We start from the raw sequence: 22,748 nt of genomic DNA, 5'->3' as shown, positions 1-22,748 counted from the left end.
AATCGTACCAAACATTTCTTAGATGCTAGAATCACTAACTTATGCGACGGTTTGCCGAAAGTTTGCTCATTTGCGCATTTTCCAAGATTTTATAGCGCAATGTTCGGTTTGACACGGTTTTCAAACTCGGCCTAAAATCAGGACAACACTGTCGGGGATCGCATCGGATCGGTTCTCGTTCTCTCCCACCACCTAATCCTGCCTGTTTGCCGTCTGTGTGATTGCTTTCTTGTCGAGGCTGTCGGCGGTCAAACCATCATTAGCACAAAGGAGAAGCACTATGCGCGTCAAGACGACACGTGGCTTTACTCTAGTTGAACTCTTGGTTGTGATTGCGATTATCGGTCTGTTAGTTGCTTTGCTGTTACCCGCGATTCAAGCGGCGCGCGAATCGGCCCGCCGAAATCAATGCACCAATAACCTCAAGCAAATTGGCATCGCGCTCCAGTCGCGACACGATTCCAAGAAAGTGTTCCCCTCGGGCCGCACGGGCCGACCGTCCACGGGAAATTCAGGCGTGACACAATATGGCGTTTCCTGGGCATTTGAGTTATTGCCCTACGTCGAGCAAACGGCCCTTTATCAGGCACTGATCAAATCGTTGCCTTGCTCCGATCCGCAGAACCAATTGGCCATGCGTTCGCCAGTGAGCACATTCGTCTGCCCCAGTCGGCGCGAACCCGTGGCGGATCGCAACTTTGACAACAACGACCAACCCGCCGCGGAAGAAAATCGTGGTGTGGCTGCTGGCGGCGACTACAAAGGAAGCACTGGTTTGGATATCGACTTTGGCATCGACAATCTCAATGGCGAACCGGCCGGCGCGGTGGGCGGAGCGCTTTACACATTTTCGCGTAACAGCATTCGCAACGTGACCGACGGCACGTCACAAACGATTGCCGTGGGTGAGAAGTATATTCCTACTGAAGACGAAGTGATACAGGCTCACCCCAACACCGACCCAGCGATGATGCACTACCGTCAGGGTGACACCGCTTACTTTGCGGGGGATCACCGGTTTGCGATTCTGGCTGATACGAAGTGCGGCATGGCGCACGGCGAAATTCCCGCGGGAGCGACCTGTGGAGCTGCAAATCTCTGGGAACAATTCGGCAGCGAGCATCCGGGCCTGAGCAACTTCGTGTTTCTCGATGGCCACGTGCAGTTGATTCAGCAATCGGTGGATCCCATCGTCTTGCAGCGTGTGTCGACGATCTCGGATGATCAGATCATCGATATGAACAGCCTGTAAGCGGTTTCACGATTCACCGCAAATCCTATTTCGTTGTCATCCCGAAGGAGCAAGTCTCTTTCGGGATGACAATTTTTTATGCGCTGTGGGAATTCCTCGAACGAACAAATTGACAAGCGCGAGCTAGCATATCTACAATCATCTCACTCGCACGTGGCCGGAACACCACGTGCTCGGGTCAACAATGGTCTGCTCAACAATGGTCAGGCGGCGATTGACTCGATCCTTCCCTCTCTACCTTCCTTTCCGCCTCGCGGCAATCAAAACCTCATCACGAGGAAGATATTGTCGTTGGGCAAACCAGACATCCGCCGAGAAAGAGGTTCTCTATGCGCGCTCGGAAATTGCGTGGCTTCACGCTGGTCGAATTGTTGGTCGTGATTGCGATTATCGGTGTGTTAGTGGCATTGTTATTGCCCGCGATTCAAGCCGCCCGCGAAGCGGCTCGACGTAACCAATGTGTGAACAATCTCAAGCAAATGGGCTTGACGATGCAAATGCATCACGATGCCAAGGAGTTTTTCCCACAAGGCCGCAATGCCACGTCGCCTGGCCCCGCCGTGACGAATCCCCCAGTTGGCACCGCGGCAACTCCGCTGGGTGTTTCGTGGGCGTTCGAATTGCTGCCCTACACCGAACAGGGGCAAATTTATAACACGCTGGTTCCCACCGCGCGGGTCGATGATCAGCAGAACGCCAGCGCGATGCGTTCCCCTGTGAACATTTTCTATTGCCCCAGCCGTCGGCAACCGGCCCCTGATCGCGATTTTGATAACGACGATGCCGCGCCGACGGAAGCGAGCAAAGGGGTGGCCGCGGGCGGCGATTACGCTGGGAATGCCGGCCTCCGCGACGATTACGGCAGCAGCAATACTGGTGGCGAAGCTCCCGGCAACGAAGGGGGCGTGGTCTACACGTATTCGCGCAACAGCATTCGCAACATCAGCGACGGCACCGCTTCGTCGTTAGGCGTTGGCGAAAAGTATTTACCCACCGAAGACGAAGCCCGCCAAATGGAAGGCTTCAACGAAGGTCAGTTGCACTATTACCAGGGCGACACGGCTTTCTTCTCGGGTGATAACACCGAATCGATCCTGGCGTGTACCGAGTGTGGCATGGCCAAGGGGGAAGCTCCGACCACCGGCACGGTCGTTTGTGATGTCAACGATCTGCGTCAGCAATTCGGCAGCGATCATCCGGCGATTGCCAATTTCGTCTTCCTCGACGGGCACGTGTCGGCGATTCAGCAATCGATCGACTTGCTCACGTTGCAAAGATTGTCGACGGTGGCCGACGACAATGTTGTTGATACGAGCAGTTTGTAACTTGACGCAACTAGCCCTCGGCGCGAGCCGAGGGTTTTTTTGTTGCCATCACCATCAGCTTGCTCTGACGGCTACTCTTCTTCAAATAATGGCAACGGTCCGTCATTGCGAAAGCGGGCCGATTCGTCTGGCGGTGTCGCGCCGAGATGTGTGTAGCCCGCCGCGGTGAGTTTGCGTCCGCGCGGTGTGCGGACGACGAGCTCCGCTCGTAAGAGAAACGGTTCGACTTCGTCGGTGAGCGTATCAGTGGCCGTGTTCATGGTGTGGGCGACGGCCTCGACGCCGACGGGCCCGCCGTGGAAGACTCGCAAGATTGTATCGAGATATTTGCGGTCTTGCGGATCGAGACCCAGGTGATCGACCCCGAGCATCTTGAGCGCGGTTTGCGACACTTCCTTGGTGATCTCACCATCGGCGCGGCTCGTAGCGTAATCGCGGACCCAGCGAAGGCGATTGTTCGCCACGCGGGGCGTGCCACGGCTGCATGAGGCAATTTGTATGGCGGCATCTTCGGCGATGGGAATCCGCAGCTTGCCCGCATTGCGGCGGACGATCTCGGTGAGTTCTTCTAAGCTGTAGAACTCCAAATGTTCGCGCACTTGGAACCGATCGCGAAGTGGTGCCGAAAGCAATCCGCTCCGCGTGGTGGCGCCGATGATCGTGAACGGTCGGAGCGACATATTCACCGTACGGGCCGACACCCCTTCGCCAAGCGTGATGTCGATGCGAAAGTCTTCCATCGCCGGATACATGAACTCTTCGACCGCCTTGGGGAGGCGGTGAATTTCGTCGATGAACAGGATCGAACCTTCCTCGGCGTTGCTCAAGTAGGGAAGCAAATCCTTGGGGGCCGTCAGCGCGGCGCCGCTAGCAATTTGCAGTGGCACATTGAGTGCGCGGGGGATACACATGGCGAACGTCGTTTTGCCCAAGCCGGGTGGACCATCCAGCAAGATATGGCCCAGTGGCTCGCCGCGAATCAGCGCGGCATCGACCGCGATCCGCAGCCGCTCATAAACTTCCCGCTGGCCAACCATATCCTCCATCCGCGTAGGACGGAGCGCGACATCTTCTTCGCGCGCAGGCCGCTCGGTTTGGAAGGCCTCGGCGGGGGGCACGGCATCGGCGGCAGATAGGATAGGTTCGCGAGGCATCGTGTCTCACCAGGAATCTGAACACTTGTACGCTAAGTGTCGATAATATATCAAATCGGCACGTGATGAGGAAACCGTGAATCTGGAGATCGCTAAGCCGCAAGCGGCTGCTTTTGGCTTAGCGATCCCTGTTCAACCTGCAATAATCACCGCATGAATTGGTCCAATTATCTCCGCGTGAAGACTCGCGACCCCGGCTTTCTGTGGCGGATGGTGATCACCATTATCGGTGTGGGCATCGTGCTGGGGTGGCTCGCTGACCGCTGGGCGGTCGGGCCCCTCGATGGACTTTTGGGTGGGGACGAGTCGGGCTGGAAGCAATTGGAAGCTCTGGCAGCCAACGGCCAGTGGTGGGAAGTTTGGTGGGGCGTGCCACGCGAAATCTTTAGCGATTTATCCTATCCCGGCGCGGTCGCGTTGGCAGCTTTCGGCGGTTGCTGTTGGTTGATCTTTTTATGGCAAGCCCTGCGCGTGGAGCCTCCTTGGGATTGGCGGTTGGCATTCACGTTGCTCGCCGTCGCTTTAGGAGTGCTAAGTATTTGGCCCACCGGTTTCTTGATTCTCTATCAGGAAGAGGGCTGGGGTCTGCGCGAAGAGTTGGAACTCGTGCCCGGGCTGCGGTTTTTTATCTTGGGCGTGGGCTTACGCGAAGAGTTGGCCAAATTTATCTGCTTTCTGCCGTTGATGCCGCTACTGTTGCGCAAGCGTGACGAGATGCTCGCGCTAATCACCGCCGCGTGCGTCGGCTTGGGATTTGCCATCGAAGAGAACATCGGTTATCTCACGGGGAGCCGCGGCACCGACACTTTGGGGAGATTTCTCACGGCTAATCCTTTGCACATCGCGCTCACCGGACTGATCGGCTTGAACGCCTACCGTGCCTTCCGTGATCCCAAAAACTGGGGACCACAAGCCTTGGCCATGTTTGGCTTGATGGTGTTTGCTCACGGCCTGTACGACGCCGCGATTTCGCTGCCGGCACTGAGTGATATCTCGTTCACGAGTTCGATTATTTTCGCGTTCGTGCTCTATCAGTTTTTTCACGAACTGCGTGGATTACGTCCCAAGGGGCACGACACGATCAGCCTGAGCGCGACATTTTTATGTGGTGTCTCGCTACTCTCCGCGGCGACGTTCATCTACATCAGCTCCATCGTGGGGGCCCAGACCGCGGCCGACACGTTGATGACCGACGTCGTGAGCCTTGGCGTGATGGTCTATCTGTTCCTACGCGAAATGCCCGAGACGATGGTCAGCGTGTAAAAATTCTCATAGCCGTAGACGGTAGCCCGCGGTTGAATTGATGACAGCCACTCGCTTCCGCCTGCGGCTAGCAATTTAAGATGTGCTTTTGACCGGAGGCAGCGAATCGAGAAATTCTATAAGAGTTTTCCAGCAATTCTCCGGCAAATTGTCGTTATGTCCGAAGCCTGGAATTTCTACAAACTGCTTATTCTTCGCGGGTGCGGCATCGCAGAGAGGACGAGCAAACTCGATGGGGACTACGACGTCCTCAGTCCCGTGGAATTGAAGAAATGGCGCATCGCAGCTTTTGACTCGATCCTGAGAAAGAAAGTTATTGCGCATCAAACGCCGGACCGGTATGAAAGGATAGCGCGACGCGGCGACGTCGACCATGTTCGCAAAAGTGCTTTCAACGATAATCGCTTGGGCCCCAAGTTGCTCGGCTGCAGCGATGGCAACCCCACCACCTAACGAGCGGCCGTAAAGAATAATATCGGTCGGCTTAAGCTGCAGGTGATTCGCCAACCACTGTTGGGCAGCGATTCCATCACTCACGACCCCTTGCTCAAACGGCTCGCCTTCGCTGTGACCGTATCCGCGATAATCAAATGTGAAAACGGCGGCTTTCAGACGGTCACGAAGCTCGGCAGCCCATTCCAAGTTGTGTTCCGCGTCTTCGCCGTTGCCGTGAAAAGTGACGATGGCGTGCTTGGCATTTGGATTAGGAAAATACCAACCGTGAAGCTTGGTCTGGTCTCCAGAAGCGAACCAGACTTCTTCGCCCTTTAGCGCGAGAGCTTGCTCAACGGCTTCTCGCGGGCGAGGCGGGTGATAGACGAGTCGGCTTTCCATCGCCATCAGGAAACCACAAATCCCCAGGTATCCTATGCAGGCGATAATCAGAATTCGTCTAAACGTATGCTGACGACCTAGTGGCTCTGATGGTGGTGATGTCATGCTTTCCGAGATCACACTACGAAGCTTTTTGCGCCTTCACTGGCTGCAACGAATCCAGAAATTCAACCAGCGCATCATAACAAAATTCCGGGAGCGGGCCGCTATGGTCGCCATCTTCCACGGTCAGAAATTTCTTGTGCGTGCTGGGGGCCGCATCAAAGAGCTTTTTGCCCAGCGCATACGGCACGATCGAGTCGTTGGTTCCGTGGGCTTGCAGCAACGGACCATGATAATTCTTAATCCGCTCGACGGACGAAAACCGGTTCTTCATCACCAATCGCACTGGTAGCCATGGATAGTTGTGCGCCGCCGCGTCGGTCAGTTCCGAGAACGTGCGGTCGAGCACCAAACCACGGACCTCGAATTCCGCGGCCAGTGCGACCGCCACGGCGCCCCCCAATGAGCGACCGAGAAGCACGATGTCGCTGTGGTCGAGACCCGTCTTGTTGGCGAGCCAGTGGAGTGCCTCGCGGCCATCGGCAATCAGATTGACTTCATGCGGCTTGCCGGCGCTGCGTCCATAGCCCCGATAGTCCCAAGCAAAGACTGTGATGCCGATCCGGTCGTGCAAAATCTTGAGCCGATTGGCCAAGTGGGCCACGTATTCGCCGTTGCCATGGCAATACAACACTACGGCCCGGGGATTGGGGTGAGGCACATACCAGCCATGCAACTTCGTGCCGTCGGCGGCATCGAAGTACACATCCTCGAACGGGAGGTCGGGAGCTTCCCAGTCACGCTCATTGAGCCTTGGCCTGGGAAAGACGAGCCATTGTTCAAGAAGGCTAAGCATGGCGACTTGCCCAAAGGAAAGGGATGAAAACTAGGGGAATAAGAAAAGCAGCACTCGGCCGGTTGAGCCGCACTTCCATTGTAATGGGCTGCCATCACAGGTCGACTGTTTTGCCCTGCCAGCCAGCCGTGGCCCGAAAAATCATGGACTTTGGTAACAATTCGAGAGAGTTGGACGATTATGGCGGTGGAAATGCTTGGCGCTCGGCTTGCCGCAGAATTACAATGTGGACGCAAGGCGGAACCATTCTTTTTGTAGTAAGGGCATTACCATGCGAGTTCTGTTGGGGGGATTGATCGGTGCGGCAGCCAGCGCGGCGGCTTGGTTTTTTCTGGAATATACGACCCAACACGAACTGAGTTGGCTGGCGATTGCCGTCGGGCTCGTCACGGGGATGTGCGTCAATGCAGGGGCTCCCGCGGGGGCACCACAAAGCTATGGCCGCGCGACGCTGGCCGTTGCTTTAACCCTGCTGGCAATCGTGGGAGGGCGTTACGTTTACGCGCAGGTCATGCAGAATATGAGCCAGGTCACCACCGTCATGCCGGCCAATCCGACGGCTCCCCCGGGAGAGGTTGCCACTCAAGAAGCCCAAGACCAAGTGGCCAGCGATGAAGCTGCGGATGATGCTGAAACTGCTGGGGACCAACAACGGCAGGCCACCGGCACGGTGTCCGGAGCTGGTCGCATCCCCAAGCCCACGGTCAATAGTTACAAAGAAGCCGAGGTCGTGTGGATGGCCCTGGCGGCACTCGCGGCTTATCTCACTGGCAAGGGCAGTGGCAAGGCAGGGCCTGTCACAGCGGATGCCCCGACAGCCCCCGAAGGTTCTGCTCCCGCGTAATTGCTAAGCGTTCCGCTGTTCGTAAACAGCGTGGAGTAGCTCTTCGACGTCTTTGAATTTCTTCTTGCGCGAGAGGGCGTCGTCCAGCAATCTGCGCGCGTCGGATTCGCTATGACCGAGCGCGCGGAGCACCTCAAAGGCTTCGCTGACGACGTCGCGTTCCACGACGGCCGCATGCGGTGCGTCACGCGCGACAAGCAATGCAAACTTTGGCACTTTGCGACGCAGCTTGGCGATGATTCGTTCTGAGGTGGCGGCACCAACGCCGGGCAGGGTACTCAGTCCCTTTGTGTCTTGGTTCTCGATCATCTCGGCCACGTCTTGCACGGGCCGGATCATCGCGCGCAGCGCTTTGCGCACCCCCACGCCATCCACCTGACAAAAGAGCTCAAAGAACTCGCGTTCGATGCTGTTGAGAAATCCAATCAGCCGCGGCGTCATGCGGCCCTGCATCGGATTGCCTTCGAGATATTCAATCGTGTGCAGGCTGATTTCTTGGCCGATCTTGTCTTGCAAGTGCCGGCGGGCGAATTCGGGGATCAACACTTCGTATTCAAACGCCCCCACGGCCAAGGTGAGTGTTTCACCAGAGACGGCCAGCGGACGACCTGTAATTTTAGTAATCATGCAGGGATGATAGCCGCCGGGAGCACAAGACGAAAGCCACGTTAGCCGGCATCGTCCCGATGCCGTGTGGAGTAGTTACTTAATCCGCGTTCATCTGCGTGCCATGTCTCGCCGTGCAAAAATGGCAAAACGCAATCGCCAAAGCATCGGCAACGTCAGGTGGTTCTGGGAGCGTAGCCAAACTCAACTCGCGTTGAATCGCCAATTGCATTTGCGACTTTGGCGCCCGGCCATTGCCTGTGAGCGTTTTTTTGACCTGCGTGGCGGCATAGTCGACCACTTCGATGCCCGCTTCACTCGCCGCGAGACAGATCACGCCCCGGGCGTGACCCATGAGAATCGCCGTCGTGGGTCGATCGTAATGAGAATAAAGTTTTTCAAGCGCCAATACATCAGGCTTAAGGCTTGTGAGCACCTCGGTCAGCCCGTCATAGATCTCACGAATCCGCTCGGGCATCGAACCACGGGGGGTACTGCGGACCACCCCCGCTTCAATCAGCCGCGGCTTACGGCCAGAAATTTCCAGCACACCGTAGCCGGTGGTGTTGAGTCCAGGATCGATGCCGAGAATACGCATGCCCTTATAACCGCTTCAGTAAATTTTCGTACTCACCATGACCACCGATCCAATACCAGACAATGACGTCTGCGTCTAACATTCCAAGCACCCGATAGCTATTATTGACGCGTGCTGAATAAACAGGAAGGCGAGTATGAACTCGCTTGAACTGAAGACTGCGGTGCTGCGGGTCGTGCCGAAAGAGACGATACTGTGAACGGGCTTGCCGTTGTACTTGCTCAGGAAGCTTAGCGAAAAGCTCTCGGAACTGCCGAGTTGTAAATGAAGTCATAGATTGTCGGGATCGAGAGGCTCGGTTAACCCGCGTCGATGCTCTGCTAAGGCTTCATTGGCCATTTTCTCAAGTAAGTCTTGAGACCGCGAGAAGAGGTCATCCCATTTGCATTCCGACTCGATCTCGTCGATCAAGCGGGTTGCGATTGCATCTTGCTCCTCTGGAGGTAAGGTAGCAGCACGGTCAAATGCTTTTTGGAGTAGTTCAGTCATGTTAAGGTCTCCGGCGAGTTTAACCTCATTATACTCACAATGCTCACACCTTGTTCCATTCGGTGCCGCCGGCGCGGTCTTCGAGCGTCACCCCCAACGCGGCCAGGCGGTCGCGGATCGCATCGGAGGTTGCGAAATCTTTAGTCGCCCGGGCCGTTTGGCGTAACTCGATCAAGAGCTTCATGATGCCGTCGAGCGTGTCAGCGTCGCCGCCGGACCATTCGGTGCCGCCGGCGCGATCTTCGAGCGTGATCCCCAGCGGGCCAATGCCGTCGCGGATCGCGTCCGCCGTGGCGAACTTTTTGCTCGCCCGCGCTTCGGTTCGCAGATCGATCACCAGCTGCATGACTTGGTTCAACAGCTCGTCTGATCCAGTGCTCGTTGAAGTAGGTGCGCCGAATAAACCTAAGATCGCCGAAAGTTCGCGAAGCGTGGCACAGCCGTGTTCAAAATCTTTCAACTTGGCGGTGTCTTTGTTGGGCGATTCCAGATCGTTGGCATCGCAGTAGCGGTTAAGTGCGCGAGCTAATTCAAACAATTCGCCGATCGCGCCGCCCGTGTTAAAGTCGTCATCCATGGCGGTGATAAATTTCTTACGCAGCGCAGCGACTTCGCCCAGCAATTCGCTCGAACTGGCTTCAACCTCCCCGACTTCGCGTGTGGTGGGATACTTCAAATCGTAAAAGCTTTTGCCGGTCACGCGGTCGTAGCGCTTGAAGAACCGATAAAAAGTTTCGAGGCCCGTGCCGGCTTCTTCGATCGCAGGTTCGTTGAACAACACGGTGCTGCGATAATGGGTGCGCAGGAGGAAAAAGCGAATTCGCTCGCCGCCCTGGCGTTCGATGAGTTGCGCGAGTCCTCCTGCACCCTTCGAGCGGCTCATCTTGCCGGAGACTTGTTCGGCTTCACCAGTTGTACCGCCCGCTGAAGTGGGCTCGCCGGACTCGCGTTCGGCGCGTCCACCGACTTTACCCGCGGCGTTTGAGGCGCGCAACAAACCATTGTGGGCCCAATACGTGACCATCGGTTTCCCGTGGCAGCATTCGCTTTGGGCGATTTCGTTTTCGTGATGGGGGAACACAAGATCCAGTCCGCCGCCGTGAATGTCGAATGTTTCGCCCAGCAGTTTGAGGCTCATCGCCGAGCATTCAATATGCCAACCCGGTCGGCCTTTGCCCCACGGGCTTTCCCACGATGGCTCCTCGGGCTTGGCTGTTTTCCACAACGCGAAATCGGCGAGGCCCTTCTTGCGTGCCGCCGTGCCACCCCCTTCGCCTTGCATTTCTTCGACGTTGCGATTGCTTAGCTTGCCGTACTCGCGATCTTTGCCGACTTCAAAATACACGTCGCCTGCCGACTCGTAGGCGTAACCTTGCTCGACCAATGACTCGATGAGAGAGATGATCTCGTCCATACAATCGGTGGCGCGGGGAAAGTGATCGATCTGGTCGACGCCCAGGGCGTTGAGATTGAAGTTGTAATCAGCGATGTTCTCCTCGGCGACGTCGAGCATCGAAATGCCGCGTTCGTTGGCCTTCTTGATGAGCTTGTCGTCGACGTCGGTGATATTCACGACCCAAGTGACGTGGTAGCCGCAGTAGACCAAGTAGCGCTTGATACAATCGAAGATCACGGGTCCGACCATGTGCCCAATGTGGGCCTTGTCGTAAACCGTGGGGCCGCACAGATAGATGCCGACTTTGCCCGGCTCGACGGTTTTAAATTCCGTCTTGGTTTTGTTCAGCGTGCTGTAAATCTTCAGCGACGGATGGGGATTGGGAACGGTCGTCTTGTTCATCTTTGTTTGTGTCGCGGTGCTCATGTTACATTAGTTCCAACAGGGCCACGCAATGGGCCTGAATGAGAGTTTGTTCGCCGACGGGGCCAACCCCTTCGCCGGTTTTGGCTTTGATATTCACTTGTGACGTGGCCACCGACAGCACCGCCGCCAGTTGCGAGCGGATCGCTTCCTTGTACGGTACGAGCTTCGGTTGCTGGGCGGAAATCACACAGTCGAGGTTCACCAATTGGTAGCCCGCCTGCTGCACGCGGTCGTAAGCGATCCGCAGCATGTCTGCCGAATCACGGCCACGATTCTTCTCCGCGGTGTCGGGGAACAGTTCGCCGATGTCGGGTAGTCCCACCGCGCCGAGCAAGGCATCGGTCACCGCGTGCAACAGCACGTCGGCATCGCTATGCCCCACCGCATGTCGGTCGTGGGGAATCTCCACGCCACCTAGCCGTAGGGGCCCACCCGGCGCAAGCCGATGGCTGTCTTCGCCTAAACCGATACGTTGGGGGCTCGTGGCCATTCTCCTTATCGCAAGCACCTGATCGCAAGCGCGCGTGATTATACGAGGATTGAGAATAACGGACAACGCGAGTTGGCAGGCGTGGCAATTTGGGCAGTATTACGTTGCCTGCGACGTAGCCGTGAGATAAACAGTGACCCTCGTTTCTTCCCAGGCCAGGCTCGAGAGCCGCAGATCGATTCGCGCCCCGTGGGGAAATGCTTGCACGATTTTGCATTCGGAAATATTTTCGTCAGACGCCTCGACTGTGATTTTTGGCACGGTGGCGAGTGGTGGGCAGAAGCCGACATAGACCGTGGCGTGCCGCTGGCCCATTTGAAAGTCAGCCCGCAGGGTAGCGTGAATCGTTTCGTGACCAGCCGCGTCGCGAGTCCGGGTGATCTGCTGGATTTGATCGCCGGCCAATTGGGCGGGCGTGGCTACTTTCTCTGACGAGCCAACTAGGAAGTATTTCCGAGACAAAATCTGATCGGCAGCGATCAGTGGCAACCACACCAGCCAATCTCGAGGAGTTGTACTCAAGCCGAGTGCGAGCAGTGGTAATGTCAGCCAGGAACCCCAACCGATCCACCATTCGTAAGGAGTCGTCCCAAGCAAATTGTGCCGCCAGAGGGTGCGTAAGCCCGTGATGATCACAAACGTAACGAGCCCCGTCACGACGAGCATCAGAAAAGGAAGTTCGACCGTAAAAGCGCCCATCATCCTGCGGACGACGAGAAACAGCGCGAGCCCATTGAGCGTGGCGAGGGCACCGCTGACAAATCCTGCAATCGCGCGCGGTGAAAGGAATTCCTTCGATTCATCCTGCCAAGTGATGAGTGGGCTGGTCGTCATGCCGCGACGATACCGTAGTTTGCCAGCCAGTGCCACAAGGATTCATGGCCAGGGCGCATAAAAAAACCGCGAAGTGCTGGGTCGGCACTTCGCGGTTCGATAAATTTAAGTTGCGATCAACTTACCGAGCAGCAGCGGTTTGCTTGGCTGCGGCGGCGAGCTTCGGCGCCAAATCGGTCTTCTCCCACGAGAATTCCGGTTCGCTACGGCCAAAGTGGCCACCCGCGGCGGTCTTTTGGTAAATCGGCCGACGCAGATCCAAGTGCTTGATGATCCCCGCGGGGGTCAGCGAGACAAATTCCTTGAGCAGTTCGCAAATCCGCGAATCATCGATCGTGCCAGTTTCTTCGGTATCGACGTACACGCTGACAGGTTCCGACACGCCAATCGCGTAGGCCAGTTGCACTTCGCAGCGCTCGGCCAAACCGGCGGCGACGATGTTCTTGGCCAAGTAGCGGGCCATGTAAGCCGCACTGCGGTCGACCTTAGTGGGGTCCTTGCCGCTGAACGCGCCACCACCGTGACGACCCCAGCCGCCGTAGGTATCGACGATAATCTTGCGACCGGTCAAACCCGAGTCGCCGTGAGGTCCACCGACCACGAACCGACCCGTCGGGTTGATGTGGTAGATAATGTCATCGTCGACCAATTCCTGAGGAAGTTCGGGCTTGATGATCTTTTCGATGATGAACTTGTTGATTTCTTCGTTCGTCACTTCAGGGCTGTGTTGAGTCGAAACCACAACCGTGTCGATCCGCACGGGGGTGTTGCCGTCGAACTCGACCGTGACTTGGCTCTTGCTGTCGGGACGCAGCCAGTTGACTTCACCCTTTTGACGGGCCTCGGTGAGCCGGTTCAGAATGCGATGCGACAAAGCAATCGGCAGCGGCATCAATTCGGGGGTGTCGTTGCAGGCGTAACCAAACATCAAACCTTGGTCACCAGCGCCAACGTCTTTGCCCTTCTCGGCGTTGTCATCGACGCCCATGGCAATGTCAGGCGATTGGCTGTGCAGACGTACCAGCACTTCGCAGGTTTTGTCGTTGAAGCCGATGTCGTCGTGGGTGTACCCAACTTCGCGAATGACCCGGCGGGCAACTTTCTCGAAGTCGACTTTGGCGTTGCTCGTGATCTCACCAGCCAGCGCACAGAAGTCGGTTGTGACCAGCGTTTCGCAAGCGACCCGGCTCATTGGATCTTCTGCCAATAGGGCATCCAAGATTCCATCGGAAATCTGATCGGCCAACTTGTCAGGGTGACCCATGCTGACCGCTTCGCTGGTGAACAAATACTTGCCTGATGACACGAGGTAACTCCTGAAGTAAAAGCCGAGCTTTGTGTGGGGAATTGGAGGGTAATATGACGAGTTCAAGGGGCAGAACCCGAACTTCACAGTATATTCGCCGGGAGGGCCCCTGAGCAACACCCTGCGCAAGCGTTTACCACCAGGGGTAGGCGCACCTGCCGCAAGGCCTTGATAATCATTGTTTTCATGCCACCGTAATCGGTACATCGTCATCATGGCTCGCTGGCCCCGCCACGTTTGGACATCCCTTTTAACGTACGGAATTATCTTCCTCTTATTCCCGGCACTCTGCCTGTTGGCTTATGCCTGGGTTCAACAATGGATTTTCTGAATGCCCCCCGTCGCTGTCAGTAAAGAATATCTGGTCGCGCGGCTATCACCGTTCGGCCAGGAACATCTCGTCGAGTTCTGGGACGAACTCAACGACGCCCAGCGTCAACATTTGGCCGCGCAGATTGAGAAGATCGATCTCGAACTGATCGATTCGTTGTCTCAGGGCAAAGTCGATCAGCCAGATTGGGTCGAACTTTCGCGACGTGCCGCCCCCCCTCCAGCCGTGCGGTTGGGCGAAGCCTCGGAAGCCGAAATGCTGCAAGCCCTCGAATGCGGCCATGCCGCGCTGCATGCCGGCAAGGTCGGGGTGCTCGTCGTCGCGGGAGGGCAGGGGAGCCGGCTCGGTTTCGATTTGCCTAAGAGCATGTATCCGATCGGGCCGATTTCCGGCGCGACTCTCATGCAGATTCACGTCGAGAAGGTGATTGCGAACGCCAAGCGATATGGCGCTTCGATTCCTCTGTATATTATGACGAGCCCCGCCACGCACGCCGACACGGTGAAGTTCCTGGCAGAGAACAAGAATTTTGGATTGGCCGACGAGGACATCGTCGTATTTTGTCAGGGGACAATGCCTGCGATCTCCATCGAGGGTGGCAAGCTCCTGCTCGCCGAGAAGGGGGAATTGTTTTTAAGCCCCGACGGTCACGGTGGTACGGTGGCGGCTTTGGGGGCGAGCGGCGCGCTCGACCAGATGCGCGCCCGTGGCATCGAGCAGTTGTTCTATTTCCAAGTCGACAACCCGCTCGTGCCGATTTGCGATCCGCAATTGATCGGGCATCACTTGCTCACCAAGTCGGAGCTGACCTCGATTGCCGTGCAGAAAAAGCATCCCCACGAAAAGTGGGGCAACTTTGCGATGATCGACGATCGAATGCATGTGATCGAGTACAGCGATATTCCCGACGATGTGGCGGAACGGCGCAACCCCGACGGCGGGCTGAAGTTTTGGGCTGGCAGTTTGGCGATTCATATTTTCGAGCGCGAATTGCTGGAACGAGCGATCAAGCTCAAAGACATGATGCCCTTCCACATCGCCAAGAAAAAAGTGCCCTACGTCAACACGGCGGGCGAGAGGGTCAATCCTAGCGAACCGAACGCACTCAAGTTCGAGCGGTTCATTTTCGATCTGTTGCCCCAAGCCGCGCGGCCGTTGGTGGTGGAATACCGCGAAGAAGAATGCCTGGCCCCGCTCAAGAATGCGTCGGGGGCCGCGGTCGACACGCCCGAATATGTTCGAGAAATGCTGCTCAAGCAGTATCGCCGCTGGTTACTGGCGGCGGGGGCCGTCGTGCCCGAGGGGGTTGATGTGGAAATCAGCCCACTCTTCGCGCTCGATGCCGCGCAAGTGGCCGAACGCGTGAAGCCTGGCCAAAAGTTCGACAAATCACAATACCTAACAACAAGCTAACGCCCAGGGATTGCAATCCCTGGGCGTTATTGGAACGCCACTCATGCCGCTCGAGATTGAACAAAAGTACCGCGTTGCCGATTTGACGGTAATCGAGGCAGCGCTCACCGCGCAGGGAGCAACACTCTCCGATGCGGTGACCCAAGTCGATTGCTATTACGCCCATCCGCAGCGCGATTTCGGCCAGACAGACGAAGCCTTTCGGATGCGAGCCGTCGGGCCGCAGAATTTTTTGACGTACAAAGGGCCCAAACTCGACCAAACCACCAAGTCACGGGTCGAACATGAAGTCCGTCTGGCCGATGGCCCCGACGCCGTTGGAGCGATCGGCGAGATCTTGCGGGCCCTGAGTTTCACCCCGGCATCGATCGTCCGCAAGAATCGGCGAACCTGCCAATTGGAACGCGCAGGTTTTGCCATCGAAGTGGCGCTCGACGACGTTCGCAAGGTGGGAACATTCGTCGAACTCGAAATCGGCGTCAAGGATGAAGCACAAGCCGACGCCGCGAAAGCAGCGATCGCCGCTCTGGCCAAGGAACTTGACCTCAGCGAGGTCGAACGCCGGAGTTATCTGGAACTTGTGATTGCGAATCGGCAGTAATGCTTTAGCTCGTCGCGATCTTTTCTTATTTAGCCGCGGTACTTGCACCTCGCTTTAAAAGATTTGTGGGAACGCTAATCTTAATTCGTGATTCAGTCATCACATCATTGTCGATTTAACCCACACCCACAGCATCGTTAAGCTGTTTCAATAATCGTACGGAGTTTCTTGCCTGCAAACGGACTCGTGGTGCTCTAGCTTCTTCCATAGCACGCTGTGTTTGTCCAGATTTGGCGAGAGCTATTGCCATATAAGCTTGAATTGTATCAACCATAAGGGCTGTTAGAGGTTCACCTGCAGCTAAAGGCAAGATATTCTTGCGTGCAGACTCGAATAGCTCGACGGCAAGATCGTACTTACGGCTATTAAGCGCAACCAACCCGTCGATATACGGCAAAAACATGGAAAGCAAGTCGCTCAAGTACTGCTGTTTGGCTTCGTCAATCAATCGCTGAGCAAGTTCCAAATCACGCTCTGCGGTGAGAAGAGCCATCGCGTAATCCAATTTCATCGTAGGGTTATCTTTATCTTCGTCGTAAGCTTCGGCATGACATTTAAGCGACTCGTCGTACAGGCCAGCGGTTTGGAAAATATCGCCAAGTTGTGTAAGGAACATCCAGCGCGGAAGCTCAGGGTGATTTTCGAACTTGGACCATTCCGTTCGTGCTTCGTCTAGCTTTCCCATTCCGGCTAAGGCACAGGCTTGTCTAATAGACAACTCTGATTCTGGAACCTTACCGCGAAGTGAAATGATGCGGTCAAGCACCTCTTGCCATCGTCCCCAGGCATATGCCTCAACCAGCCGATTGAATTTACGGGCGGTTCCGAAGAGCGTGATACACGCCGCGAAAATTAACGGCATCGATAGACCAAGCGCAGCCCCGATGTAAATGATTGAATTATGAAAACCAAAAGCAATATTCATGACTAGCAGTATGATTAAGGCGACGGCAAACCATGGTGCTTTTATGTAGAAGTTTTTTGTAACGAATAAGAAAAATTGGAAGTCAGAAAGTCCACGCGATTCAAGTCGGTGCGATGGTGTAATTTTCTCGGTTAGCTCAGGATACATTTTGGCAACTGCGCTCGATGCGATGGCGCCAGCGTCGTCCGTGTGCAGAACAATGCTTGTCCAACCACGGGATTCAAGTTCTGTCTGCGCTGCTTGAGAATTGGCTGCCAAAATAGTTTGTGTTTTACGTTTGCCAGTGGGACTATCAGCGGTAAATAAAAAGTCGGGCATAGTCATTTTTTCGTAAAAGAAATTGATTAAGACCCTCTGATGGTAAAATGTATTGAACGAGAATCAATCTAATTTTTACATGCTAAGTTTTCGGTAGCTTATTTTCTTCTACCACCTGGCCAAAAATCATTGCTGAATTTGGCCGCGCGAGGTGCTATGGTGAACCGTTTGCGGCAGGCATGTTCGCCCTGCTATGACAGTTTTGATTTCAAGCGAGCAAATGATTTCGACCAAAACTCGGTGGGTTTTGTCACGTGAGAAAATTGTTAACACCTGACGGTAAACGACTTGCAACATCGGCGTGTTCCAAAACCCAGGAGTTTCGTCACCAAAGTTGGGACCCCGGCAGAAGTGACAAAAGCCGTGGTGACAAAAGTCCCACTGGCACTAGCAGGAAATTGAACTTTCCCTCAATTACCCAATCTGCCATACTCCCGCCCCGAATTTGTATCGCGAAACATCGTCTTAGCCGGACCGCAACGCCGGTCCGGGAGAATCCTATGCGCATCTTTTTCTCAGTGGGCGAACCCAGCGGCGACCTGCATGGATCGAATCTCATTCGCGCGCTCCGTGCGCGGCACCCCGAGTGGGAGTTCGTGGGCTATGGCGGGCCAAAGATGGCGGACACTGGTTGCCAACTCAATTTTGATCTCACACAACTGGCCGTGATGTGGCTGGGCCAGGCGTTGGCAAACTACTCCAAGTTTCGACGCTTGGTCAACCAAGCCGATGAGTACTTTCAAAAGCATCGGCCCGACGCGGTCGTGCTGATCGACTATCCGGGCTTCAATTGGCACATCGCCAAGGCGGCGAAGGCTCAGGGGATCCCCGTGATTTACTATGGCACGCCACAACTGTGGGCGTGGGCGAGTTGGCGGGTCAAAAAGATGCAGCGTTACGTCGACCACGTGCTCTGCAAGTTGCCATTTGAAGAGCCATGGTTCCGTGAGCGTGGTTGCCAGGCGACCTTCGTAGGCCATCCCTATTTCGACGAGCTCGAAGTTCAGCAGTTGGATCAAACCTTCATTAACCGGCTGCAGACCGATGATCGGCCATTGGTGACGATTCTGCCGGGCTCGCGAACTCAGGAAGTGAAGAGCAACCTGTTGCCCTTCTTGAAGACAGCCAAGCTGATCCGCGCGGCCGTACCCAATGTGCGGTTTGCGGTGGCTGGGTTCAAGGAAAGCCAGCGAGCCCTGGCTCAAGAGATCATCGACGACTCGGGAATCTATGCCGAGCTATACATCGCCAAGACGCCGGAGCTGATTCATGCGGCCAAATGCTGTCTGGCGTGTTCGGGATCGGTTTCACTAGAACTCCTGTATCGCACGAAACCGACGGCGATTCTCTATCAGATTTCACGGCTGGCATTTGCCGTGCAGAAGTGGCTCCGCACCGTGCGGTACATCACGCTCGTGAATTTGCTGACCGCCCAGGAGCCGTTTGCCACCACCGAAGCAGGCCATTACGACCCTGCCGACCCACGCGACGAGCATGTGCTGATGCCCGAGTATCTCACGTGCGAAGATCGCTCAGCCGACTTGGCACGGCATATTATTGATTGGTTGAAGTTTGAACCGGCACTACAGAAGAACGTCCAAGGACTCACTGCGCTCAAAGCACGCGTGGGCCACGGGGGAGCTTCGGTCCGTGCCGCTGAGTATATTGAGAAGTTGTTCGTGGAGCCCGCTATTCGACCCGTCGCGAAGCCGCAGGCGGCTTAAGGGAGACCTGCATGTTGTTGGTGGAACCACCACCGAGCCAAGGTGACCTTCACTTTAGGTTGTTTGACATTCCGATTCGCATCCACCCCTATTTTTGGTTGGTGACGCTGATCATGGGTTTGGGGGGGAGTGATACTCCACCGCAAGATGTATTGGTTTGGATTGCGGCGGTCGTGATCTCGATTGTGATCCATGAATTGGGCCACGCCCTCACGCAGCGTCACTTCGGTGGTGAACCACGTATCGTGCTTTACGGTATGGGGGGCTTGGCAATCTGCGAAGACTGTGACCGCAGCACGCGAGCACAGATTCTAATTTCACTCGCCGGACCATGCGCGGGGTTTGCGTTTGCATTGGTGTTGATGGCGCTCATGCAAATCATGGGTCAGGGGCTCGCGATTATGATTGGCGATCGCGTGATCTACGAGTCAGGCGCCGTGCAAGGTGCGCGGGGGATTTCGCTGTTGGGAGTGGGCATTTATTGGCATGGAATGACCAATCAGTATGCCCAGAATTTCGTCTTTAACTTGTTATTTATCAACGTCTTATGGGGACTTGTGAATCTGCTCCCCATTTACCCGCTCGATGGGGGGAGGATCTCACGCGAAGTCTGTCAGATCGGCAATCCGCGCGGTGGAATTATCTTGTCGCTACAGATATCCCTGTTCGCCGCCGCTGCGATGGCGATCTTCGGCCTCGTCGTGTGGCAATCGATCTTCACGACGATCATGTTCGGTTACCTTGCTTATTCGAGTTATCAAACGCTGGAAGCGTATCGTCAAAACCTATGGTAAGAGGAATGCTGACTCGAACGGTCAAATTTATGAAGAACGCTATACAACATCTAGCGTTGAACTGCCTTGAATACGAGTGACAATCAACATGTATGGTCTCAGATTGAGACTTCGCTTCAGCCCACTCAGGTCGTTTTGTTGGGTGCGAGTAACTTATCGCGCTCGTTTCCAAGTGCGGTTGAAGTCGCTTATCGATCAAGCGCGAATCCTCTTTCGATTCATGTCGCGATGGGCTTTGGACGTTCGTATGGACGAGAATCGGGCTTCTTAGGAAAAAAATTTTCAGGAATTTCTTGCGCGCGAATTTGGGAAGCTTTGGATAACAATTCGGCTTCATCAACCATCGCGTTCGTGACCGATGTTGGCAACGATTTAGGCTATGAACAACCAGTCGATGAGATCATCGCGTGGGTGGAAACGTGCGTTGCGCGACTCAAGCAGCACGGCGCGGATGTCGTGCTCACGGACCTGCCACTCGGCGTCTTGACCGCGATGAGCGAAGCCAAATTTTATCTCTTGCGATCGGTTTTATTTCCGAGTTGTAAGCTCAGTTGGCGAGAAATGCTGGACCGTGCCACGGGGCTCAGCGGACGGCTGAAGGAATTAGCAAAAACGCAAAATGTATCTATTTTTACCGTGCCAAATGCATGGTATGGATTTGATCCCATTCATCCCCGTTCACGGTTTATGCGTAACTATTGGCGTGAGTTGTTCGCAGTTATGGCGTCCGACAATTCAATTACGCCCGGACGACAACTTTCTCTGCGCAGCTATTGGCGATTGCGAACTTTGACCACTCCTGGGCTTGGTCGAAAAGTACCCGAAGGGCAATTTTCATCAAGGCAATTGTTGCTTGCCGATGGGTCGAGCATTGCTCTCTACTAATCGCGCGGTTATGAGTCGTGGATGACATGCGCGCGAGACAAAAAAGATGTCCCGTGGACCGCGCGTGAAGAAAAATTTTCTTCAAGAATTCATTTTTTTATAAAAAATGTGTTGCACAAATTCGATGAATTCGTACAAATACGACCTATGAAGCATGACGCTAGCAACTTTTATAATGCATTGCCCTATTCATTTCATTTTTCATTCTGATTAATCGAGGGGCCTAAAGACAACGAAGTCAAACCGTGACGAAGAAGTCAACACACAACGCAAGACAACGAAGTCGTAAATTAATGATCTGTCGTGACGCCCTGGAAGGGTGACATGTTTTTCTTTCGGGGTGACCGCTGTTCTGTGTTCAATTGAAATTGAATAGAACAAGTTACCATTTACCTTTTTTTGTTACGGAGGATTCTGTAATGGCTAAGAAAAAGAAAGCTGCTAAAAAGGCAGCTCCCAAGAAGGCAGCTAAGAAAAAGACTGCAAAGAAGACCGCCAAGAAGAAGACGGCCAAGAAGAAGACTGCTAAGAAGAAGACCGCTAAGAAGAAGTAATTGGATTACTTCGCTTTCACGAAAGCTCATCGCTCGCGGTGAGCTTTCGTGTGTTAGGTCGAGACGGACCGCTCTCCTTTTCCCAGGGGGCGGTCTTTTTTTGCGCGCTAAGAGTTTGACCTGATAGCAAAATTGCTAAGCCAAGGACAGCTTGGAGTTAGGAAAGGGCTGGTTGCAAAACGACCAGGAGTAGCCGACAGCTTGTCCACGCGGGCATACGCCCTGCTTGGACAATCGAGGCGTCACAGGATCGAAAGTGTCGGCAGCGGCGGATGGGCCGCCCGTTGCATCGCGATGTTCTTCACGAGGCTGTAGCAGATGCGCTCGAAATGGGGCGCAGATTCTTGATCGACGAAGTTGTTTGTGGTCTCACCAGCATCGCCACGTTCGCGAATCGCAATTTGAATTGGCACTTCGCCTAGGAAGGGAACGTTAAGCTCTTCGGCTTTACGACGCGCACCGCCCGTGCCGAAGATGTCGTAGCGTTTGCCGTTGTCAGGGCAGAGGAAGTAGCTCATGTTTTCGACGACGCCGAGAATCGGAATGTTCACTTTGTTGAACATGGCGATCGCTTTCACCGCATCAAGCAACGCCACGTCTTGCGGAGTGCAGACGACGACAGCTCCCGTGAGTGGCATCAACTGCGAGAGAGTCAGCGCGATATCGCCCGTGCCTGGCGGCATGTCGATGATCAGATAATCGAGATCTCCCCAATTCGTATCGCGCAAGAATTGCGTGAGTGCTCCGTGAAGCATAGGGCCACGCCACACAACGGCTTCTCCCGGCGGTACGAGAAAACCCATGCTCATGACGCGCATCCCGTCGACGACGATAGGTTGCAGTTGGCGTTCTATCGCTTGCGGACGCTCATCTACGCCCAGCAAATGCGGCACGCTGGGGCCATAAACATCGGCATCAAGCAGTCCAACTTTGCATCCCGCGCGTTGCAAGCCACAAGCAATCGACACCGCGACCGTGCTTTTGCCGACGCCCCCCTTGCCCGAGCCAACAGCGATGACGCTCTTGGCAGTGAGGCCCAACGTGCCGATAGGTTCTGCTGGCCGATTGAGTGGAACGATTTCCACATGCACCGTGGGATTGCTGGGGAGTTTTGATCGCATTTGTTCGGCAAGCTGATCGCGCGTGTCCTGCCAGAGCAGCGCGGAATAGCTGGTGAGCGCGAGCGTGACCTTGATTTCGTTGCCGTCGATTGCCAGATCACGAATCTGATCGAGCTGCCATAGTTTGCGGCCTGTCTCGGGATCGGGGATAGTCTTGAGGATTTCTTCAACCTGTTGGCGATCGATGGCAGACATTGTGATTGGAACTCGAACAAAAGCGGGCAAAAATGAGGTAAGAAAGAACAGCCTTCCTCTGGGCCTCCCATTCAACCATATCGCCCCGAATCGACTTGCCAAGGCGTGAAAGTACTAAGGATGATTGGCGAGCCTAGAATCGCGCTAGGACGCCAGACGTAACCCCAGGAAT

Annotated in this window: 23 protein-coding genes; 10 read left to right on the top strand and 13 right to left on the bottom strand. The window is 55.2% G+C overall.

All coding sequences use genetic code 11. The features are described 5' to 3' along the window. The first annotated feature begins 280 nt into the window (after window positions 1-280). Together AC6T8Q_RS03975 and AC6T8Q_RS03970 are read left to right on the top strand one after the other, a co-directional pair. Window positions 281-1,252 (top strand): DUF1559 family PulG-like putative transporter, encoded by a 972-nt coding sequence (locus tag AC6T8Q_RS03975; protein WP_500677846.1) that lies wholly within the window; start codon window positions 281-283, stop codon window positions 1,250-1,252. Between the two features lie 329 nt (window positions 1,253-1,581). Further along, window positions 1,582-2,577, top strand: coding sequence for a DUF1559 family PulG-like putative transporter (locus AC6T8Q_RS03970; RefSeq protein WP_500677845.1), 996 nt, complete (start codon window positions 1,582-1,584; stop codon window positions 2,575-2,577). 71 nt (window positions 2,578-2,648) lie between these two features. Here the strand turns inward: AC6T8Q_RS03970 and ruvB are convergent, their stop codons facing one another. Beyond that, entirely contained in the window at window positions 2,649-3,731 is a 1,083-nt protein-coding gene (gene ruvB / locus AC6T8Q_RS03965) for a Holliday junction branch migration DNA helicase RuvB (protein WP_500677844.1), read from the bottom strand. A gap of 153 nt (window positions 3,732-3,884) precedes the next feature. Here ruvB and AC6T8Q_RS03960 point away from each other — a divergent pair, with 153 nt between their 5' ends. Then, complete coding sequence (locus tag AC6T8Q_RS03960; RefSeq protein WP_500677843.1) at window positions 3,885-4,994, top strand: PrsW family glutamic-type intramembrane protease; 1,110 nt, start codon at window positions 3,885-3,887, stop codon at window positions 4,992-4,994. A gap of 75 nt (window positions 4,995-5,069) precedes the next feature. Here AC6T8Q_RS03960 and AC6T8Q_RS03955 read toward each other — a convergent pair whose 3' ends face one another. After that, a complete protein-coding gene (locus tag AC6T8Q_RS03955) occupies window positions 5,070-5,933 on the bottom strand; it encodes an alpha/beta hydrolase (RefSeq protein ID WP_500677842.1) in 864 nt (287 codons plus the stop codon). A gap of 16 nt (window positions 5,934-5,949) precedes the next feature. Continuing rightward, a complete protein-coding gene (locus tag AC6T8Q_RS03950) occupies window positions 5,950-6,726 on the bottom strand; it encodes an alpha/beta hydrolase (protein WP_500677841.1) in 777 nt (258 codons plus the stop codon). 271 nt (window positions 6,727-6,997) lie between these two features. Between AC6T8Q_RS03950 and AC6T8Q_RS03945 the strand changes: the two genes are divergently transcribed. Further along, a complete protein-coding gene (locus AC6T8Q_RS03945) occupies window positions 6,998-7,570 on the top strand; it encodes a hypothetical protein (protein ID WP_500677840.1) in 573 nt (190 codons plus the stop codon). Between the two features lie 3 nt (window positions 7,571-7,573). Here AC6T8Q_RS03945 and ruvA read toward each other — a convergent pair whose 3' ends face one another. The 8 genes from ruvA to metK form a co-directional block, all read right to left on the bottom strand. Next, window positions 7,574-8,197: a Holliday junction branch migration protein RuvA gene (ruvA, locus tag AC6T8Q_RS03940; protein WP_500677839.1), complete on the bottom strand. Its 624-nt coding sequence runs from the start codon at window positions 8,195-8,197 to the stop codon at window positions 7,574-7,576. Window positions 8,198-8,276: 79 nt separating this feature from the next. Beyond that, complete coding sequence (gene ruvC, locus AC6T8Q_RS03935) at window positions 8,277-8,774, bottom strand: crossover junction endodeoxyribonuclease RuvC (protein ID WP_500677838.1); 498 nt, start codon at window positions 8,772-8,774, stop codon at window positions 8,277-8,279. A 4-nt stretch (window positions 8,775-8,778) separates the two neighbouring features. Then, the gene (locus AC6T8Q_RS03930) at window positions 8,779-9,048 is read right to left on the bottom strand and encodes a ParE family toxin-like protein (RefSeq protein WP_500677837.1); all 270 of its coding nucleotides are present in this window, start codon (window positions 9,046-9,048) and stop codon (window positions 8,779-8,781) included. Continuing rightward, window positions 9,045-9,263, bottom strand: a complete 219-nt coding sequence (locus tag AC6T8Q_RS03925; RefSeq protein ID WP_500677836.1) for a hypothetical protein — start codon at window positions 9,261-9,263, stop codon at window positions 9,045-9,047. Before AC6T8Q_RS03925 ends, AC6T8Q_RS03930 begins: the two co-directional genes overlap by 4 nt. Window positions 9,264-9,306: 43 nt before the next feature. After that, a complete protein-coding gene (gene cysS / locus AC6T8Q_RS03920) occupies window positions 9,307-11,085 on the bottom strand; it encodes a cysteine--tRNA ligase (protein WP_500677835.1) in 1,779 nt (592 codons plus the stop codon). A 1-nt stretch (window position 11,086) separates the two neighbouring features. Continuing rightward, window positions 11,087-11,575, bottom strand: a complete 489-nt coding sequence (ispF, locus tag AC6T8Q_RS03915; RefSeq protein WP_500677834.1) for a 2-C-methyl-D-erythritol 2,4-cyclodiphosphate synthase — start codon at window positions 11,573-11,575, stop codon at window positions 11,087-11,089. Window positions 11,576-11,674: 99 nt separating this feature from the next. Then, window positions 11,675-12,409, bottom strand: coding sequence for a hypothetical protein (locus tag AC6T8Q_RS03910; protein WP_500677833.1), 735 nt, complete (start codon window positions 12,407-12,409; stop codon window positions 11,675-11,677). A 121-nt stretch (window positions 12,410-12,530) separates the two neighbouring features. Further along, the gene (gene metK / locus AC6T8Q_RS03905; RefSeq protein WP_500677832.1) at window positions 12,531-13,715 is read right to left on the bottom strand and encodes a methionine adenosyltransferase; all 1,185 of its coding nucleotides are present in this window, start codon (window positions 13,713-13,715) and stop codon (window positions 12,531-12,533) included. Between the two features lie 331 nt (window positions 13,716-14,046). On the opposite strand from metK, the gene AC6T8Q_RS03900 reads away from it, so the two are divergent. Beyond that, window positions 14,047-15,459 carry a UTP--glucose-1-phosphate uridylyltransferase gene (locus tag AC6T8Q_RS03900; RefSeq protein ID WP_500677831.1) on the top strand — a complete coding sequence of 471 codons (1,413 nt, stop codon included), beginning with the start codon at window positions 14,047-14,049 and terminating at the stop codon, window positions 15,457-15,459. Window positions 15,460-15,502: 43 nt separating this feature from the next. Beyond that, the gene (cyaB, locus tag AC6T8Q_RS03895) at window positions 15,503-16,060 is read left to right on the top strand and encodes a class IV adenylate cyclase (protein WP_500677830.1); all 558 of its coding nucleotides are present in this window, start codon (window positions 15,503-15,505) and stop codon (window positions 16,058-16,060) included. A 115-nt stretch (window positions 16,061-16,175) separates the two neighbouring features. On the opposite strand, the gene AC6T8Q_RS03890 is transcribed toward cyaB, so the two are convergent. After that, window positions 16,176-17,303, bottom strand: a complete 1,128-nt coding sequence (locus AC6T8Q_RS03890; protein WP_500677829.1) for a tetratricopeptide repeat protein — start codon at window positions 17,301-17,303, stop codon at window positions 16,176-16,178. Between the two features lie 500 nt (window positions 17,304-17,803). On the opposite strand from AC6T8Q_RS03890, the gene lpxB reads away from it, so the two are divergent. The 4 genes from lpxB to AC6T8Q_RS03870 all read left to right on the top strand — a co-directional run bounded on the left by lpxB (window position 17,804) and on the right by AC6T8Q_RS03870 (window position 21,260). Next, a complete protein-coding gene (lpxB, locus tag AC6T8Q_RS03885; protein WP_500677828.1) occupies window positions 17,804-19,027 on the top strand; it encodes a lipid-A-disaccharide synthase in 1,224 nt (407 codons plus the stop codon). 11 nt (window positions 19,028-19,038) lie between these two features. Then, complete coding sequence (locus AC6T8Q_RS03880; protein WP_500677827.1) at window positions 19,039-19,821, top strand: site-2 protease family protein; 783 nt, start codon at window positions 19,039-19,041, stop codon at window positions 19,819-19,821. A gap of 66 nt (window positions 19,822-19,887) precedes the next feature. Further along, window positions 19,888-20,706, top strand: coding sequence for a CBS domain-containing protein (locus AC6T8Q_RS03875; protein WP_500677826.1), 819 nt, complete (start codon window positions 19,888-19,890; stop codon window positions 20,704-20,706). 419 nt (window positions 20,707-21,125) lie between these two features. Then, window positions 21,126-21,260, top strand: coding sequence for a hypothetical protein (locus tag AC6T8Q_RS03870; RefSeq protein WP_500677913.1), 135 nt, complete (start codon window positions 21,126-21,128; stop codon window positions 21,258-21,260). 242 nt (window positions 21,261-21,502) lie between these two features. On the opposite strand, the gene AC6T8Q_RS03865 is transcribed toward AC6T8Q_RS03870, so the two are convergent. Continuing rightward, window positions 21,503-22,576, bottom strand: a complete 1,074-nt coding sequence (locus AC6T8Q_RS03865; RefSeq protein WP_500677825.1) for an Mrp/NBP35 family ATP-binding protein — start codon at window positions 22,574-22,576, stop codon at window positions 21,503-21,505. Between the last annotated feature and the right edge of the window lie 172 nt (window positions 22,577-22,748).

This window comes from Bythopirellula sp. (assembly GCF_041737835.1).
Taxonomy (GTDB): Bacteria; Planctomycetota; Planctomycetia; order Pirellulales; family Lacipirellulaceae; genus Bythopirellula.
This window is presented reverse-complemented; position numbering and strand designations above follow the sequence as displayed.